This is a genomic window from Bacteroides sp. An322 (genome assembly GCF_002161765.1).
Classification (GTDB): Bacteria; Bacteroidota; Bacteroidia; order Bacteroidales; family Bacteroidaceae; genus Phocaeicola; species Phocaeicola merdavium.
Genome location: NZ_NFIN01000015.1, coordinates 40,804 through 58,365, shown reverse-complemented (window position 1 = coordinate 58,365; position 17,562 = coordinate 40,804). Strand labels below are relative to the sequence as shown.

Annotated in this window: 12 protein-coding genes, 1 tRNA gene and 1 pseudogene; 4 read left to right on the top strand and 10 right to left on the bottom strand. The window is 42.9% G+C overall.

Features of this window, described 5'->3' with window-relative positions; genetic code table 11:
* The first annotated feature begins 183 nt into the window (after nucleotides 1-183).
* Nucleotides 184-837, top strand: a complete 654-nt coding sequence (gene upp / locus B5F91_RS09340; RefSeq protein ID WP_087428826.1) for a uracil phosphoribosyltransferase — start codon at nucleotides 184-186, stop codon at nucleotides 835-837.
* Between the two features lie 106 nt (nucleotides 838-943).
* Here upp and B5F91_RS09335 read toward each other — a convergent pair whose 3' ends face one another.
* Nucleotides 944-1,954, bottom strand: a complete 1,011-nt coding sequence (locus B5F91_RS09335; protein WP_087428825.1) for a 2-oxoacid:ferredoxin oxidoreductase subunit beta — start codon at nucleotides 1,952-1,954, stop codon at nucleotides 944-946.
* 22 nt (nucleotides 1,955-1,976) lie between these two features.
* A complete protein-coding gene (locus B5F91_RS09330; protein ID WP_087428824.1) occupies nucleotides 1,977-3,830 on the bottom strand; it encodes a 2-oxoacid:acceptor oxidoreductase subunit alpha in 1,854 nt (617 codons plus the stop codon).
* A 164-nt stretch (nucleotides 3,831-3,994) separates the two neighbouring features.
* Between B5F91_RS09330 and B5F91_RS09325 the strand changes: the two genes are divergently transcribed.
* Nucleotides 3,995-4,066: transfer RNA gene (locus B5F91_RS09325), tRNA-Arg, on the top strand.
* Between the two features lie 171 nt (nucleotides 4,067-4,237).
* Here B5F91_RS09325 and B5F91_RS09320 read toward each other — a convergent pair.
* From B5F91_RS09320 to secDF, 3 genes are all read right to left on the bottom strand, one after another.
* The gene (locus B5F91_RS09320; RefSeq protein ID WP_087428823.1) at nucleotides 4,238-4,783 is read right to left on the bottom strand and encodes a radical SAM protein; all 546 of its coding nucleotides are present in this window, start codon (nucleotides 4,781-4,783) and stop codon (nucleotides 4,238-4,240) included.
* Entirely contained in the window at nucleotides 4,770-5,102 is a 333-nt protein-coding gene (queD, locus tag B5F91_RS09315; protein WP_087428822.1) for a 6-carboxytetrahydropterin synthase QueD, read from the bottom strand. Before queD ends, B5F91_RS09320 begins: the two co-directional genes overlap by 14 nt.
* Before the next feature lie 158 nt (nucleotides 5,103-5,260).
* Entirely contained in the window at nucleotides 5,261-8,254 is a 2,994-nt protein-coding gene (secDF, locus tag B5F91_RS09310; RefSeq protein WP_087428821.1) for a protein translocase subunit SecDF, read from the bottom strand.
* Between the two features lie 486 nt (nucleotides 8,255-8,740).
* On the opposite strand from secDF, the gene B5F91_RS09305 reads away from it, so the two are divergent.
* Both B5F91_RS09305 and B5F91_RS09300 read left to right on the top strand, forming a co-directional pair.
* On the top strand, nucleotides 8,741-11,449 hold the full coding sequence (locus B5F91_RS09305) for a hypothetical protein (RefSeq protein WP_087428820.1): 2,709 nt from the start codon (nucleotides 8,741-8,743) through the stop codon (nucleotides 11,447-11,449).
* Between the two features lie 297 nt (nucleotides 11,450-11,746).
* Nucleotides 11,747-12,295, top strand: coding sequence for a hypothetical protein (locus tag B5F91_RS09300; RefSeq protein ID WP_087428819.1), 549 nt, complete (start codon nucleotides 11,747-11,749; stop codon nucleotides 12,293-12,295).
* Nucleotides 12,296-12,934: 639 nt separating this feature from the next.
* On the opposite strand, the pseudogene B5F91_RS09295 reads toward B5F91_RS09300, so the two are convergent.
* From B5F91_RS09295 to mnmA, 5 genes and pseudogenes are all read right to left on the bottom strand, one after another.
* Nucleotides 12,935-13,261, bottom strand: a pseudogene (locus B5F91_RS09295) (Bro-N domain-containing protein); the annotation flags it as partial.
* Between the two features lie 13 nt (nucleotides 13,262-13,274).
* Nucleotides 13,275-13,706 carry a hypothetical protein gene (locus tag B5F91_RS09290; RefSeq protein WP_087428818.1) on the bottom strand — a complete coding sequence of 144 codons (432 nt, stop codon included), beginning with the start codon at nucleotides 13,704-13,706 and terminating at the stop codon, nucleotides 13,275-13,277.
* 95 nt (nucleotides 13,707-13,801) lie between these two features.
* Entirely contained in the window at nucleotides 13,802-14,962 is a 1,161-nt protein-coding gene (locus B5F91_RS09285; protein WP_087428817.1) for a site-specific integrase, read from the bottom strand.
* A gap of 94 nt (nucleotides 14,963-15,056) precedes the next feature.
* Nucleotides 15,057-16,169 (bottom strand): OmpA family protein, encoded by a 1,113-nt coding sequence (locus tag B5F91_RS09280; RefSeq protein ID WP_087428816.1) that lies wholly within the window; start codon nucleotides 16,167-16,169, stop codon nucleotides 15,057-15,059.
* Between the two features lie 157 nt (nucleotides 16,170-16,326).
* Entirely contained in the window at nucleotides 16,327-17,466 is a 1,140-nt protein-coding gene (mnmA, locus tag B5F91_RS09275) for a tRNA 2-thiouridine(34) synthase MnmA (RefSeq protein WP_087428815.1), read from the bottom strand.
* Between the last annotated feature and the right edge of the window lie 96 nt (nucleotides 17,467-17,562).

The following is a 17,562-nucleotide window of genomic DNA, read 5'->3' as shown; positions in this document are numbered from 1 at the left end:
TACTTGTATAACAAATATGCCACTTCGAGTTTGCAATTCCTCTGCAAAAGGTTTTGTTCAACACAGAGAACACAGAGGAATGAAAGAGGAATGAAAGGTTAAAAATAAAAACTCTGTGTACCTCTGTGTCGTCTGTGGTGAATTTCTTTTTATCTTTGTCCGAAATTATCAAACGGACCAATTATGAAAATTATAGATTTCAGTACCGGCAATACCATTCTGAACCAGTTTCTTGCCGAATTGCGTGACGTAAATATCCAACAGGATAGCTTGCGCTTCCGGCGCAACATCGAGCGTATTGGAGAGATTATGGCATACGAAATCAGCCGGGATTTGCCATATACGGCAAAAGAGATACAAACCCCTTTAGCCCATGCGATTGAAAATGTTCCAGCCGTACGTCCGGTTATCGCGACCATCTTGCGTGCCGGACTTCCGCTCCACAGAGGATTCATCAATTATTTCGACCGTGCCGAAAATGCCTTTGTATCGGCTTACCGTAAGTATTTCGATGAAGACCATTTCGACATCCATATCGAATACATCGCTTCGCCGAACCTGAACGGCAAGACACTGATACTTACCGACACGATGCTTGCTACAGGGGCATCTATGGAATATGCTTACGAAGCTTTGCTGACCAAAGGGACTCCCGCTCATATCCACATCGCTTCGGTGATAGCCAGCCGCCAGGCTGTAGAGCATATTCAAAAGGTTTTCCCCGAGGAAAAGACCAGCTTATGGTGCGGGACAATCGACCCGGAACTGAACGCCCATTCGTATATCGTGCCGGGGCTGGGAGACGCGGGTGATTTATGCTATGGAGAGAAAGAATAAACGCATTAGGGTGCATCGCCTTACGAAGCCTGCTTCATAAAGCAACGCACCTATATCCGTAAGCCGATGGATATAGGTGCGTAAAATAAGGGGATTGAATGCTGTATTACTTAATTTCCCATGTATCGTTCGTGTCAAGCAATTCGGCAAAATTGTGATACTTTTTCTTTGCCGATACTTCTTCGATTTGTTCTGCTACGGCTTCATCATACGTAGGAGCTTCTACGTCACGAATCACACCTAAAGCTATCGGGAAATCCGGACCTTCCATCAAAGCCAACTTCAATTGCAATGTATTGTCCTCGCAATGCGCGTCATGCACCAAAATATCTTTCTCGCTGATGCCATTCTCGCCCAATTTCACCACTTTCAGTCCGAAGCCTTCCTGCATCAAGCCAAATTCGTGATTCGGTCCGAACAGCATCGGTTTTCCATGCTCTAAATAAATGGCATTGCGTTCGCGGTCTTCTTTCTTAGCCACGGCATTGTGTGTACCGTCGTTGAAGATAACACAGTTCTGCAATACTTCAATCACCGAAGTGCCTTTGTGATGTGCCGCAGCTTTCAGAACTTCTACAGACGGACCTCCGTCTACCGCCGCACAACGGGCAAAGAAGCGTCCGCGTGCTCCGAAACAAAGCTCTGCCGGACGGAACGGGTCTTCCACCGTACCGTAAGGCGATGATTTGCTGACAAATCCGCGTGCCGAAGTAGGCGAGTACTGCCCTTTGGTCAAGCCATAGATGCGGTTGTTCAACAATACGATGTTGATATCTACATTACGCCGGATGGCATGGATAAAATGATTTCCACCAATGGCAAGCCCGTCTCCGTCTCCTGATATCTGCCAGATAGTCAAGTTCGGATTAGCCACCTTAGCACCGGTAGCTATAGCTGCCGCACGTCCATGAATAGTATGCATGCCATACGTATTCATATAATAAGGTAAGCGCGATGAACATCCGATACCGGAAATAACGGCTATTTCATGGGGCGGCACGCCCAATTCGGCAAGCGCTTTATGGAATGAATTCAAGAAAGCATGGTCGCCACATCCGGGACACCAGCGCGGCTGGCCTGCTTTATAATCGGCTGCTGTATATTTTGTTTCGCTCATGATTGATTCCTCCTATTTAATATTATGCATTTAAAATACGGTTAAAAGCTTCTGCCAGTTCTTTCACAACAAAAGGCTGACCTTTTACCTGATTGAACTGATAAAGGTGAACACCTTCTACTTTCATACGCAAATAACCGGCAAGTTGTCCCATATTTTGTTCGGCTACAACTACTTTCTTGTACCGGCGAAGCACTTCTGCCGTATTCTTGGGCAGCGGATTCAGGTATTTGAAATGTGCCAATGCCACCTTTTTGCCTTGGTCGTTCAGAACATCCATAGCCGAATGCAAATGTCCGTATGTACCTCCGAAACCGACAATCAGCAAATCTGCGTCTTCGCATCCTTCCACTTCCAAATCGGGAATACATGAAGCGATTCGAGCCACTTTCTCGGCACGCAATTGTGTCATCAGGTTATGGTTTTCGGGGTCTGTAGAAATAGCTCCGGTCTCGCTGCTCTTTTCCAATCCGCCAATGCGGTGCATAAATCCTTTTGTACCCGGTACAGCCCAATAACGTACCAATGAGTTCGGGTCGCGTTGGAACGGAGTCCATGAACCAGCCATTTCAGGCTTCACGTAAGGCGGACAGATTTCCGGATATTGATTCAAGTCGGGCAAATGCCATGCAGCAGAACCATTTGCGATGTACGCATCGGTAAGCAATACCACCGGAGTCATGTGTTCCAAAGCTATCTTACAAGCCATATAAGCTGCATCAAAGCAGTCGGTAGGCGAATTAGCCGCAATGACCGGCATCGGGCTTTCACCGTTTCTTCCAAACAAAACCTGAAGCAAATCGGTCTGTTCCGACTTGGTAGGCAAACCGGTAGAAGGACCGCCGCGCTGCACATCTACAATCACCAACGGAAGTTCGGTAATTACAGCTAAGTTCATGGCTTCACTCTTCAGGCAGATACCCGGTCCGGAAGTTGTAGTAACCGCCAATGCACCGGCAAAAGCCGCTCCTACAGCAGAAGAACATCCGGCAATCTCGTCTTCACATTGCACGGTCTTCACACCCAATGATTTATGTTTTGCCAGTTCATGCAAGATATCCGTAGCGGGCGTAATGGGATAAGAACCCAAATAAAGTTGCAATCCAGCCTTTTCGGCAGCAGCCATCAGACCGTATGCAGTCGCCTTATTTCCGTTAATATCCATGTAACGGCCTTTTTCTTTTTGTTGCTTGCTCGGCACCGTATAGCTGGTGGAAATCGAAGCATGGGTATTCTCGCCGAAATGGAAACCGTCATACAAAACCTTGACATTGGCTTCGGCAATTTCAGGTTTCTTGGCAAATTTCTCACGAAGCAGCTTCTCACCTACTTTGATATCGCGGTGGAACAACCAGCAAACCAATCCCAATGCAAACATGTTCTTGGTACGCATAATGGATTTATTATCCAATCCGCTATCCTTCAGGCTTTCCTTACACATGGTGGTAATAGCTGCTTCCACTACTTCATTCTTAATGCCCAATTCCGAGAACGGGTTCTCCAACTGGAATTGCGCTTTTTCCAAATCACGTTTGGTGAACGAGTCTGTATCAATAATAATAACCGATTGAGGCTTACAGAACTTATACTGCGTTTTCAGTGCTGCCGGATTCATCGCAACCAACACATCGCATTTATCACCCGGAGTATAAACTTTACCCGAGCCAATATGCACTTGAAAACCTGATACTCCGGTTAACGTACCTTGCGGAGCACGGATGTCAGCCGGATAATCCGGGAATGTACTGATATCATTTCCTTCTGTTGCCGAAATATTAGAAAACATATTTCCGGCAAGCTGCATACCGTCGCCCGAATCTCCAGAGAAACGGACAACCACATCATTCAGCTCCTTGACTACCATTTCTTTTGCCATATTCTATTTTTTAAAAAGTTCTCATATTCAACCCCGCAAAATTGGTGAACTTCCTTTAAAAATCAAAATAAAATAACACTTTTATTGCCAAAAGTCAGGTTATTTACTATTTTTCTAAACAAAAATATGGGAATTATCCAAAAAAGCAGTACTTTTGCACACGCGCCTTGGTAGTTCAACGGATAGAACAAGCGTTTCCTAAACGTTAAATAGGGGTTCGATTCCCCTCCGAGGTACTTTCATTTACCATGAGGGTGTCTCAAAATGAGAATTGCCTATCAAAAAGTAATGTCATTCTGAGCATAGCGAAGAATCTTGTACATCAGCTTGTGTTTTCGAGATCCTTCACTACGTTCAGGATGACAAAATGAAAGCTGAATTTTATTTTGATACACCCTCATCGTAAATCAATCGATGTTTATCAGTTTATGTGTCTGAAGGCTTAACCGCCACTGTGAATGCTCTTTAATATAAGCAATTACTTCTTCTGTATTCTGACACGAACAAGGTTGAAGGAAATGTTCTTTTGCCTCTATTAATAAATAAGGAGAAACATCCTGACCGAGATAAACCACTTTCACTTCGTCTACATGCTTTATGCGAAGCGTAGTGCCTTCCTTGGGTGAACAGGTTACCCAGTCTATCGCCTCAGGCAAGACTTGTGTGCCGTTCGTTTCTATGGCAACATATTTACCGGCTTTATGCAAAGCGTCAACGAGCGCATCGTCTATCCACAATCCCGGTTCGCCACCTGTCAGGATAACCATCCGGCAAGGATATTTACACACTTCGTCTATGATAGCTTCATCAGTCATTTCTATGCCCGATTCATGCAAAGTATCACAGAAATCACACTTCAAATTACAACCGGAAAAACGTACAAAGACTGCGGGAGTTCCTGTATGTGCCCCTTCTCCCTGCAGGCTATAGAATATTTCGTTAATCTTTCTCATAAATCACCGTATTCCCTTCCGATTCTCTAACTTCTACCTTAAAACAATGAGGCACTTGTTCACATACCCAACGGGCCATATTCTCTGCCGTGGGATTGAACGGCAATACATCGTTCAAGTGGCGATGGTCTAGCTGACCTTTTACCACTTCTTTAATTTGTGAGAAATCAACTACCATACCTGCCTCATTCAACTCCTTGCTACGGCAATATACGGTAATAATCCAATTGTGACCATGCAGATTTTCACACTTACTGGGATAAGGAAGCATCAGACTATGCGAAGCTGATATTTCCATGCGTTTAATAACAGTGTACATACTTTTGAATTTCTAGAATTATACAGAAATGCACCTAATGTCACCTCAGTGCGTTTATATATGAAAAAGCATTTACCACAAAGGGCACAGAGGCACACAGAGTTTTTTAGTTTTCCTCTGTGTTTCTCTGTGCCCTCTGTGGTAAATGATATATCGGTTTAAGCTTTTGCAGCTTTCACTTCTTTCTGATCTTTCTTACCTCCCAAAGCCAGATAAGCTACCGGAGCCGCTACAAACAATGAAGAGAATGTTCCGATTACAACACCCAGAATCATTGCAAATGAGAAGCTACGGATACTGTCACCGCCTAAGAAGAAGATGATAAGCAATACAATCAACGTACTCTGACCGGTATTCAACGTACGAGCCAACGTAGTATTCAAGGCGTCATTGAACAACTGGGTACGGTTGCGGTTCGGATACAAATGCGTAAACTCACGCACACGGTCGAAGATAACCACCTTATCGTTGATAGAATAACCGATAACGGTCAATACGGCACCGATAAAGGTTTGGTCGACTTCCAACGAGAACGGCATCCAGCCATAGCACAATGAATAAGCACCCACAACCAAGAAGGCATCGATAGCCAACGCCACTGTAGCACCCAAACTGAACGCGATGTTATAGAACCGGATTAAGATATACAGACCGATAGCGATAACGGCAAATACGACTGCCCAAATAGCAGAGGTACGCATATCGTCTGCCATACTCGGACCTACCTTCTGCGAACTGATGATAGAGCAGCCTTCGGTATTATCACGGTCGATGAATTGTGCCAATGTCAAACCTTCAGGAATCAAATTGCCTTCCTTGAACGCTTCGTACAAGATGCCTTCGATTTCCGTATCTACATGAGCACCGTCTTCTTCAATGCGGTAATTGGTGCTTACACGGATGCGGTGACCGTCTGTACCCAAAGCGATTGCTTGAATATTAGCGTCTTCTACACTGTTTTCCAACAGGTCACGTACCGTTTCAGGTTGTACCACCTTATCAAACTGCACCACAAAGTTACGTCCACCGGTAAAGTCAATACTCTGTGACAAGCCACGTACGGCAAATGAAATGATGCATATTACGATGATAGTACCCCAAATGGTAAACGAACGCTTGGTGGTACCCATAAAGTTATAGTGCGCATTCTGGAACAGGTTCTTCGAAATGCTGGTCGAGAATGTCAAGTTACGCAATTTGCCTTTTGACAAGAAGTGTTCGTAAATCAGACGGGTCATATAAACCGCTGTAAAGAACGAACAGATGATACCGATAATCAAGGTCGTAGCGAAACCGCGGATAGGTCCGGTTCCGAAATAGAACAAGATGACACCGGTAATGATAGAAGTCAAGTTCGAGTCGAAGATAGCCGAGAATGCACCCGAATAACCAGCCGAAATAGCTTCTTTCATATTCTTTCCGGCTTTCAACTCTTCCTTCGTACGTTCATGAATCAACACGTTCGCATCGACCGCCATAGCCAATGACAATACGATACCGGCAATACCCGACAACGTAAGAGCAGCCTGGAACGAAGACATAATACCCATCGTAAAGAAGAAGTTCAGCACCAATGCAGTATTAGCCACCATACCCGGAACGAATCCGTACATCAAGCAGAGGTAAGCCATCAAGGCAATCAATGCCACAACGAATGAAATCAAACCTTGGTTGATAGATTGTTGTCCCAACGACGGACCTACGATGTCTTCCTGTACGATACGGGCAGGAGCCGGCATCTTACCTGATTTCAATACGTTAGCCAAGTCTTTGGTCACTTCCGGAGTAAAGTTACCGGTAATTTCTGAATTACCGCCTGTAATTTCCGTATTTACACGTGGAGCACTGTATACATAGCCGTCCAATACGATAGCAATTTCTTTTCCGATATTCTTCTTGGTCAATGCAGCCCAACGGCGAGAACCGTCTGTGTTCATCGACATCGTTACGCAAGGCTTGTTGAACTGGTCGTAAGAATCTCTTGCATCCGTTACTACGTCACCTTCCAGCGGTGCACGTCCATTGCGTTCAGTCACTTGAATAGCATACAATTCGAAAATATGTCCTGTCTTATCCATTTCAGAAGCTTTCACCCCCCACATCAATTTCAAATCACGCGGGAGAATGTTCTTCACTTCCTTCATATTTAATATCGAATTGATTGATGCCGTATCTTTGTAGTCTGCATAACCTACAATCGCTCCTACTCCGCTCTGATTAAGCTGGAACACAGCCAATAGCGGATGTTCTTTCTTCAGTTGTTCCAAGTTGGCAGCACTGTTGTCAACAGTTTCACCTTTTAATACAGCTGCCAAACTGTCTTTCGAAGATACAGCTTCAGCTTCTTCTGTTTCAGCTACAGCCTCTTCCACTTTCACCGTATCAGAAGCCAAATTCATAGCTACACGGGCACGCTCATCAGCCGATACCAATATAGGAACAATGTCTTTAGCCTCGTATGTTTCCCAAAACTCCAGATTTGCAGAACCTTGCAACAGGTTTCTCACACGTTCAGGTTCTTTGATACCCGGAAGTTCCACCATAATACGCCCCATGGTACCTTCCAGCGGCTGAATATTCGGCTGAACCACACCAAAGCGGTCAATACGCGTACGCAATACATTATAAGAATTGTCGATTGCAGCTTTCACTTCTTCACGCAATGCCCGTTCTACTTCGGCATCCGTGCTGCGTGTGTTCACTTTTTCCTTCAACTGCTGGGTGGCAAACAACTCTGCCAATTTTCCGTCTGGAACCAGTTTCTTATACTCTCTCACAAAAAGGGTGATGAAATCTTCTTGGCTAGTCACTTGTTGTTTGGCTGCTTCTGCTACTGCCTTGTTGAAAGCTTCATCAGGCTTATTATCAGCAAGAGCCTTCACTACATCCGGAACAGATACTTCAAGGATGACGTTCATACCGCCCTTCAAGTCCAATCCCAAACCGATTTCCATCTCACGACATTTTTTCAGCGTATAACTGCCCCACCAGACTTTCTTGTTCATCACAGAGTCAAGATAGTGTGCTTCTCCTTTCGGGTCTTCTGCCGCCTTGTTCATGTGATAGCGGGTCACGAATGAAAACGAAAGATAGAACACGCAGACCAGTGTCAGTAATATCGCAAAAACCTTTACGAATCCTTTGTTTTGCATGTTACTTTTAATTTATTATTTACCTTATAATTAATATGCGTTTATTTCAAGGTTGCAAATATAGTTCTTTTTTCGTTTACATGTTGAAAGCTTTTTAAATATTTCAGTTTTCTGATGCAAAAAACCAAATTTTATAAGACAATCAGCCTTAAAAACTCCTTTTATTCTACTTTAATTTTTCATTTTGGCACCTCATTTCACTCATTCTTTACAAAGTTAATGGCATGACAAGCAACATATTCCAGCCTTTTCGTCAGGTTTTGGACTACAAAAACCGGCACATTTTTCACACACATACACACGAACTCTTTCAACCCTGCAATTTAAATCGTTCTTTTTCAACTCCTTATTTATATATAGTTCAGTTTTCGGCGCGGCTACTGACGTGAGAAAACACGGGAAGGGGCGAAGGGACGTGGCGGTCGTGTAACGACTTGAGTTAGAACGATTTGAGTTTTTTAATTTATAAATTAAATTTATTTTGTTATGAGAAAAAAGTATTTAAGTGCACTGCTGTTCGGAGCGCTTTTGTTCGCTTCGGCAGGAACTTTTACCTCTTGTAAAGACTATGATGATGACATCAGCAATCTGCAGTCTCAGATTGATGGTCTGGCTACAAAAGATGACATGCAAGCCAAATTAGACCAAATGCAAACTGCAGTGAATGATGCCAAAGCTACTGCTGAAGAGGCTCTTGAAAAAGCAAACGCTGCAGGCGATGCTGACAAGATTGCTGAACTGGAAGGCAGAATCGCTGACTTGGAAGAAGTTTTGGGTGATATCGATGCCATGAAGGAAGAAATCCAGAATGCATTGGATAGCCAAATCGCTGAATTCCGCACAGAAATGGAAGAGTTGTTGGCTCAGGTAGAAGAACTGACTGGTTATTCTTTGGGCATGGTTACAGAGATTTCATTCCAAGTGAAAGATGATGATGCTCCTGCACAATATGATCCGAATTTGGATGTAAATTATGCGCGCATTGATGTAATTACTTTGCCAAATGGGAAAACAGCAACATCTTATACTTTTGGAGAAGGATTAACTGGTGCTTTCTCTTTAGCAAAGGGTGATGTTAATACGGTAACAGATTATATGCTGGTTAATATTAATCCGGCAAATGCTGTTATTTCTAATGATATGTTATCATTGGTGAATGGTAATGGCGTAAATCTGAATGAATATGTAAATATAACTTCATCACAATGGAGTGGTGATATCATTGCTTCACGCGCAACTCAAAACACAGGCTTGCGCTTAGTTGGTGTTCAGTTGAAAGAAGATGTTGATTTCGAATCATTTGATAAGTTGGTATTAAGCAGTAGTGATGCAGGTCATGCGTCTGACCCAACATGGTGTGATGGTAAAGGTCATGACTATATAGCTTATGCATTAGCTGTTACAGATGCAGAAAAAGACAGAAGCGTTACTTCTGCATACGATGTAACTTTACATGTACAAGCTGAACAAAAAGCAGAAGATATTGAAAAGAAATCAACAATTCAATCTGATGCGGCTGCAGCTGCTCTTAATAAAGCAATTGAAACATGGAAAGATGGTGGAGATGCTGCCTCAGGTTACGAAAAATGTTTCCCTGTAGAAGCAGGTGCACCGTTTACTATCAATGTTGCATCGGACTTGTCTAAAGGTGGTCGTGTAATGGCAAGCTATGTTACGGTAGATTATAATAATTCTACATTATCTACAACAGACAAAGCTGCATTAAAGACTTTAACATTCAGCGGTGTAGATACAGTTATAAAAGGTGAAGAATTGACTCATTCTATTACTGTAAATGGTGAAGCTGGTATTCCGGTACCTTTGAAATTAGTTACTATTGACTATCGAGGCTTTATCGAAGAAAATACCATTTGGGTGAAAGCTGGTGAAGCTGCAACTGTTACTGCTGCATACACTGTAACTCCGACTTCGTATGTTAATGCTCCTGCTGCATATGTAGTAAATACAGGTGAAAAACAAGCATTCACTATTCCTGCAAATGCTCATTATTATCATGTTGATTTGGTAGCTGGTGAAACAGCTCATGCAGATGGAGTACATGCTCCAAGCGTATTCAAGTCATCAGGTTATGGAATCCTTTCTTCTAACTGGAGTGAATTAAATGTAAATGGCAATGACTTCTTGAAGCTTTATAAGGCAGACAAGAATACACTTGCAGGCAATCAAAAAGAGGTTGCATATGCTGAATTTGTAGGTACGTTGAACCTCCAAATGATGCGTGAAGATAAGACTTACACTGGTGCAATTAAGTTCTATGATGAGTCCGGAACTTATTTGGGTACCAACACAATTCAGGTAACTAAGAAATTGCCTACTGCAGTTCCTGCAGACTTCAGTGCTAAGACTAATGGCATTGTAAACGGTGTAATGACTGTTTATCCTGAACCTAAGGGTACGCCTGCTACTGGTGAATATCTGTTGAAACAAGCATTTAATAATTGGGATGCAGATTATATTCTGAGCATTGATGGTATTACCAATAGCAGCAAGGGCGTTTATAATCCGGGAGTTAACAAGGGTGATGCATCAACAGCTAGTATTTTGAATATTAATACTGGTGTAATTAATGATGGTAAGACATACGCTGCTACAGTTGAATACAATTATGGTCAGATTGCCTTTATACCGGAAGGTCACGGTGTAATTGATGATGCTTATGATTATAAAGTAGAGTGGGCAACAGATTTCAGTATCAAGTTTGGTTGCTGGCCGGTAGATTGCACTTATCAATGGTCTGAAACTCCTGTAGTTTACTATCGTGAAACTAACATCATTAAGGGTAAAGTAACTAAAGCTGCTAATGGTACAGTCACTGCATTTGAAAATGTGATTAAGGCTATTAGTCCGTATAAGGGTGCTGTTGATCCATTTGATGCGACTGACACAGATTGGACTACTTGGGCTAATATTTTGAGTAATGCTTCTACTACTGAAATCATTCTGATTACTAACAATAATGGCAAAGAAATTGAAAATGAATATTTCACTGCTAAGTTTGTTGCAGCAACAGAAGGTTCTATTACTAAGACAGCAATGGAGTTGACTCCGACAGGTGCTCAAGTACAAGTAGGAGAAGATATTGAAACTAAAGTAATCTTGAAGATTAAAGATAACTTTGGTCATGTTGAAGAAATTCCTGCATTGACCTTCACAATGAAAATCAATCATGAATAATTCTTGATTATACTCTAAATAAAAAAAGCGGCTCTTTCGAGCCGCTTTTTTTATTGAATAAGATTAAAAGCTACAGGGGCGAGGTTTGCCACAACCACGTAGGTATTTTTCGGCAGGGGCACTGCCTTTATCTCATTTTTTACAGTATATATCCATTTAAAAAAGATATCACAAACGGCAGAAAACTTTGCTTTTCCCTTTTTTTCTTCGTATATTCGCAAACAGAACTATATCTTATACAGTATGAGTTCGTATTCATTTGCTCATTTTAATTAGCCACTTACAAAAGAAAGATTTATGGGACAATTTTTATTTATCGGGCTAAACACCAAAATCACCGTTTCTCGTAAAGCTTATCGCGGACCGGATTTAAGTCGGGAGGAAATCGAAAAAGAGCTTGGTTCTTATCTGTTCGATTCTGAACTATACAATCAATCAGTGACAGAGGAGCTATTTGTCTATTCGCTCAAGAAGGAAGTAGCAGAAGCGGAATGGTTGCCTTTCTTAAAAGATTTTTATGCCATGCGGTATGTAGACGGATGGGAAAAAGATTACGCAACTGAAATACTGAAAATACTCGGTGAAAGCAACGGATTTGACGAGTGGATAGATATTGCCAACCAACGTCAACATCAGATTTATCAATCGGACAGACGTAACGAATACCTTTGGCTTGGTAAAAAGGAAAGCCTTTATGCCCCCGTATTCGAAAGCGTATTGCTCAGCATGGATGGGAAAATCGTAATGGAATGTTACAACAGTATTTTGCGCTTCTTCACCGAATGTGTCCGTGAGCGGCTGAAACAATACAAATTGGCGAAAGCATTGAGCGTGTACATTTATTGAATAAGCAAAAGGGTATATCAAATGAAAGCCTATTTCTATTTTGAGACAGTCTCAATACATCAATCGCTTTATTTGTGGACGTATTCGGGCAGGCAAACCCCGCCCCTACAAGTATTTAGCAAAAGCGGACATCCATTTTACCATTTTAAATGAAAGAGCCGTATTAGAGAGCATGCATCTATTCATAAAATTATAATGAAATAAATAACAAAATTACAAGAGCGAATCATATCGTTAGAGAAGATACAAAAAACGAACCTTGCTTCATCGGCTTACGAAGCCGGATGTATCAACAAACGAAGCCTGCTTCGTTGGCCGATGAAGCAGGCTTCGTTTTATCTCCTGATTTGTCAGGTAAACAATGCTACAAATTTTCTTCCGATTTATAGTAAAACAAAATTGGTTTGCGAAAATATTCCAATGTATTGTCATCCTGAACGCAAGTGAAGGATCTCGTGTACATTCACGTGGACGCATCCGAGATGCTTCACTTCGTTCAGCATGACAAATGTTTTTCGCATTTCATTTCTGATTAACTATATTTTCTTCGGAAAGGAGCAAATAATCATTAGCTTTTGCCGATGATATGACAGAACGGCCTAATTGCTGTTCAAGCTGTTCACGTGCAACCTATGCCACACGAGCCATCCATTGCTTGAAAGGTTCGGCTTTGGGCGATGGTACAGACTGGATAATCCGGAAAAGCTGTTCGGTATCAGCCACATCTGTTAAGCGCATTTTGCCGTCGGCTGCACGAAGTTTCAAAGTACTACAAATTGTAGTAGGTTCATGCCCCTCTTTTTTGATACGGGATTTTAATACACTCCAATATCGTTTGGGATCTGGACTATCAGTAAGAATAGCTATTACATCAATAATAGAAAAATACCATTTTTCTTGTTCATCGTCCCATACAGTGCGGACTTTCTTGTCCTCAAAAAGTTTTAAGGCTTCTTGTTTTGTCATATCAGACAGCTCTTTATCGTTTCATTGTACGAATCAAGCTGCTTGCTCCTCCGAAGGGCAAATAAGCATTTTCCAAGCGGGTACCTGCCAACTTTTGCGCCATGAGGATACGGGCTGTAGCATATACATCGGTCAGTATCGCTTCGATGAATCCGTTCGGGAATTTATATTGATGTGTCCCTTTTTGCGGATTCGTTGTATGTTCCAATTTGCTCAAGCTGTCTACTTCGAGCGTGAAGCGGAAACGCAAGGCTGCTGCCACTTCTTTGGCAGGAGTTACAAACCCAACATGTGCCACAATGGTAAGCAAGTTCTTATTAATGTCAGAAAGCAACTCGAAACCCATTTGCGGAACCAATGCTTTCGATGCATCAGCCAATATTTCGTCGTTGCGTGTAAAGCCGTCTTCGGCTATTCTTTTTAGGCTAACTTTCAGTTCGTTCATAAACTCAAATTAAGTTTGTTAATTTAATTGCGCAAATGTATATAAAAAGGATTGATTTCTTATCAATTTAGCTGTAAATTTTTATTTTTTTTGTTTCAAAGTGGAAGAGGCGGAAGACTGTCTACAGCCTGTTGTTTTTGTTTATCAATGATATGTATGTATTTTTCAGTATGCCGTGTGCTGGAATGTCCTGCTAAAGAGGCGGCTGTTTTGATACTTGCTCCCCGTGCCATGATGGAAGTAATGAACGTATGCCGTGCACAATGGAACGAAATATGCTTGCGCAGGCCTGCATGGGCAGTCCATTCATTAATAAGCCGCAGGCTGTATGAATGGGAAGGGAGTCTGAATACAGGGTCATCGGGCGCGCCGTGTGATTCTTGCAACAGGCGTATGGCATTTTCGTTTAAGTGTAGGTGTAAAACCGACTTTTGAGAATGCCCGGCTACTTTTTTCTGCACCAAGGTGAGATGCCTTTGTGCAAAATCAATGTTCTTGTAACATAAATCTTGCACGTCACACCAGCGCAATCCGCTTTGGCAAGAAAACAGGAAAGCCCGTTTGACTTCCGGATTCCGGCAAGGCGTAAGGGTCAGTTTAATGAGTTCTTTGGTTGAAAGGATTTCTTTGGTCACGTCGTTATATTGGCTCAGGCGGATGCCTCTGGCTGGATTAGCGGGCAGCAGGTTTTCTTCTACACAATATTCCAGGCACATCTTGAATTTCTTAAAATAATTGACCGGAGTATTGCCATGCAGCTTATCTTGCAAGAAGCAAAAGAAATCGGTACAAAAACTGCGTGTAATGTCTCTTATCGGTAAAGGTGAAGCATGAAATTGTTTCAGATAAGCAAAAACCGCTTGCACCATCCGGAAATCTTTCCGATGATATATATTCTGATAGCTTGCTGCGACCAGGAAAAAATCAAGTGAATCCGGTTCCTGCAAATCAATCGGCTCATTGGGATTTGCAAGTGTTTCGGTTTCTTCATCGGAGTGCCTTTGTGCATTGGATACCTGAAAAAGCGGAGGCAGTTTCGACCAGTAATGGGTATGCAAATAATCAATTTCACGCCGTGCGCGTAGAAGTTTAGCCAATTGCCATTTTACGCAATTGGCTTGCCTTGCCTCTTTGCATGTAGGCGGTTCTAAGGTGATGCCCAGACTTTCCTTAAAACGCTTGCCTTCGAGGTTGCAATCTAAATAGAGCGAGAAACGCCCTTTCTTCAATTTCCTTTTCGATAACTTGATTCCCATAAGTTTACATATAAAAAAAACTGTATCCTGAAAGATACAGCCTTGACGCATGAAATCTTTCAGGATACAGTTTGGTTATAGAAAGAGCAATCGCTTATTCAGCTATACAAACCGTAACACGGTTTTCTTCGATTACACTAAACGGCTGTACAGTATCGCCCTTATAGTCTACCGTAATACGGTCGGCAGCAATGCCTTGTGCTTTCAGAGCTTCAGCAACAGCTTCGGCACGTTCTTGCGACAATTTCTTGTTAATACGTGCATTTCCGGTATTCTTGTCTGCATATCCGGTCAGAGAAACTTTAGCGTCAGTATGTTCCTTCAGGTAAGCGATAAGGTCATTGACTTTGCTTTGTTCAGAAGAACGGATTTCAGAAGAATTGATGAGGAAGAAGATGTTCTGCTTCATCGGTTGTACCTTTACAGGTTCTGGAGCGGGAGCCGGTTCTTCTTTCTTTTCTTCTACGACAGGTGCCGGAGCAGGAGCGGGAGCAGGTTCATAGTAAACCGGTTCGGTCTTTGTGTAAGTTTTTCCGAACTTGAAGGTAAATCCAGCCAAAGCATTAAATTGCCAGTCAGCATTGCCTGCTTTCTTTGAGTTATACTTGTCTGACATGACATTGGCATTTACTTCAAGGTTGAAGAACACATGGTCGCTGATGCGTAAGTTAGTGCCCAAACCAAAACGGCCTACGACATTCACTTTGCTATCGCGCCATAAGTATTCCAACCGATGTCCGGCATCGTTAATAGCTACAGCTTCATCGTTGTTGAATCCTCCGTTGACACCGATACCACCGAACAGGTATCCATTGAAGAAACGGGTCGGATTGTAACCGCAGAACAAGTTGCTTAAGTTAAGTGTAGCATCTACATTCCCCTGCAAGTAATTGTACTTGTAAATAGTTTGGGGGCTTACCCATGCACCCTTAGCTTCCCAGCCACTCAGACCGGCACGCAATCCCCACAACGGAGTGAATTGGTAACCTACGTTCAATGCAGCGGCTGGAGAAATCAGGTCTCCGAATTTAGCTTCTCCCACAGTATGCGAAGCACCAGCTTGTACTTGCATAAACCAGTGCGGGTTAAATACGGTCTTGCCTTCTTCTTTAATCTGGCGTGTCTCGGTGTTGCCGTCAGTCTGGGCAAACGCTGCAATCGTGCTTAATCCAAGTACGAGTGCGGTAAGATTTCTTCTTAGTTTCATAATCTTTTTATTTTTGTGTTATATAGATATTGCTTACCAAAGGTAAAGGTATAAAAAAAACAGATAGCTTGTTTCTTTTTTGATAGTTTTTTATTTATTATTTTTTTAATATGTTATGAACAGAACAATTCAAACTTGCGGTTTGTTCACATTTTTGTCAGCATTTCTTATCAAAATACGATGCATGTTCCGCACTTATTTTCCTTATTCCCTGCTGGGAAGCGATAAAGCCTCCGCCCAATACGCGATTCCCGTCATAAAATACCGCCGATTGCCCGGGGGTGATAGCAGAAGCCTCCGTAGCAAACTTCACCAGCAAGTAGCCGTTATCCGGCAATTGAAGGACCTGGCAAGGAATCGGACGGCTTCGGTATCGGATGCGCACCGAAAGATCCGGACAGGTCAAGAGTTCTTCGATATCAGGAGCCACGGGAGGTTCTACCAACATGTATTCAGTCTTCAACTGGTCGGCATTCCCCAACATCACCGTATTCTTTTCAGGATTGATTTTCAACACGTATGCCGGTTCTCCCAAAGCGATGCCTAATCCTTTCCGTTGCCCGATGGTATAATAGGCGAATCCTTTGTGTTGCCCTAACTTCAATCCTTTGCTATCCACAAACCATCCCGGACCGATACGCTCGTCTATGTCGGGGCAATGTTCGCGCAGGAAATCCCGGTAATCCTTGTCTATGAAACAGATTTCCATGCTTTCCCCTCCTTTGGCTTTCGCCTCAAATCCTTTTTGGGCAAGGTATTCGCGGACGGTTTCTTTGGTCATCCCGCCCAGCGGAAGCAACATCCGTTCCAAAATCTCTTGCGGAAGTTTCCATAGGAAATACGATTGGTCTTTCGTCTCATCATCCCCGGTCACGATGTAGCAATGCCCGTTCCGCTTCTCAATTTGGCAATAATGCCCCGTGGCTATCCATTGGCATCCGGTACGGTCTGCCCATTCGCACAAGATACGTTCCTTGAAAAGCGGATTGCACATCACACACGGATTCGGGGTACGACCGCACATGTATTCATCGATAAAGTATTGCACGATGACTTTCCGGAACTCTTCACGCACATCGGCTACATGGTGCTCGATACCGAGGCGGGCAGCTACGGCTTGCGCTTCCACTATCTCGTCGGGCTGTTCCTGTTCAGGAGAAGAAAAATGTGAAGGGATATCCCAGGTGCGCATGGTCACGCCTACCACTTCATATCCTTGTTCTTGCAACATGATGCAGGCGGCAGAGCTATCTATTCCCCCGCTCATCCCCACCAATACTCGTTTGTCTTTTGTCATATTTCTATTTTATAGTCAATTGAAATGAATAATGATGTCCGCATTTCATCAATTAACTTGTAGGGGCGTATCGCATACGCCCAAATGCACCAATTG

Excerpts from the sequence above, each read along its gene's own strand:
- upp (WP_087428826.1), top strand. The coding sequence starts at position 184 with ATGAAAATTATAGATTTCAGTACCGGCAATACCATTCTGAACCAGTTT.
- B5F91_RS09335 (WP_087428825.1), bottom strand. The coding sequence starts at position 1,954 with ATGAGCGAAACAAAATATACAGCAGCCGATTATAAAGCAGGCCAGCCG.
- B5F91_RS09330 (WP_087428824.1), bottom strand. The coding sequence starts at position 3,830 with ATGGCAAAAGAAATGGTAGTCAAGGAGCTGAATGATGTGGTTGTCCGT.
- B5F91_RS09320 (WP_087428823.1), bottom strand. The coding sequence starts at position 4,783 with ATGAGAAAGATTAACGAAATATTCTATAGCCTGCAGGGAGAAGGGGCA.
- queD (WP_087428822.1), bottom strand. The coding sequence starts at position 5,102 with ATGTACACTGTTATTAAACGCATGGAAATATCAGCTTCGCATAGTCTG.
- secDF (WP_087428821.1), bottom strand. The coding sequence starts at position 8,254 with ATGCAAAACAAAGGATTCGTAAAGGTTTTTGCGATATTACTGACACTG.
- B5F91_RS09305 (WP_087428820.1), top strand. The coding sequence starts at position 8,741 with ATGAGAAAAAAGTATTTAAGTGCACTGCTGTTCGGAGCGCTTTTGTTC.
- B5F91_RS09300 (WP_087428819.1), top strand. The coding sequence starts at position 11,747 with ATGGGACAATTTTTATTTATCGGGCTAAACACCAAAATCACCGTTTCT.
- B5F91_RS09290 (WP_087428818.1), bottom strand. The coding sequence starts at position 13,706 with ATGAACGAACTGAAAGTTAGCCTAAAAAGAATAGCCGAAGACGGCTTT.
- B5F91_RS09285 (WP_087428817.1), bottom strand. The coding sequence starts at position 14,962 with ATGGGAATCAAGTTATCGAAAAGGAAATTGAAGAAAGGGCGTTTCTCG.
- B5F91_RS09280 (WP_087428816.1), bottom strand. The coding sequence starts at position 16,169 with ATGAAACTAAGAAGAAATCTTACCGCACTCGTACTTGGATTAAGCACG.
- mnmA (WP_087428815.1), bottom strand. The coding sequence starts at position 17,466 with ATGACAAAAGACAAACGAGTATTGGTGGGGATGAGCGGGGGAATAGAT.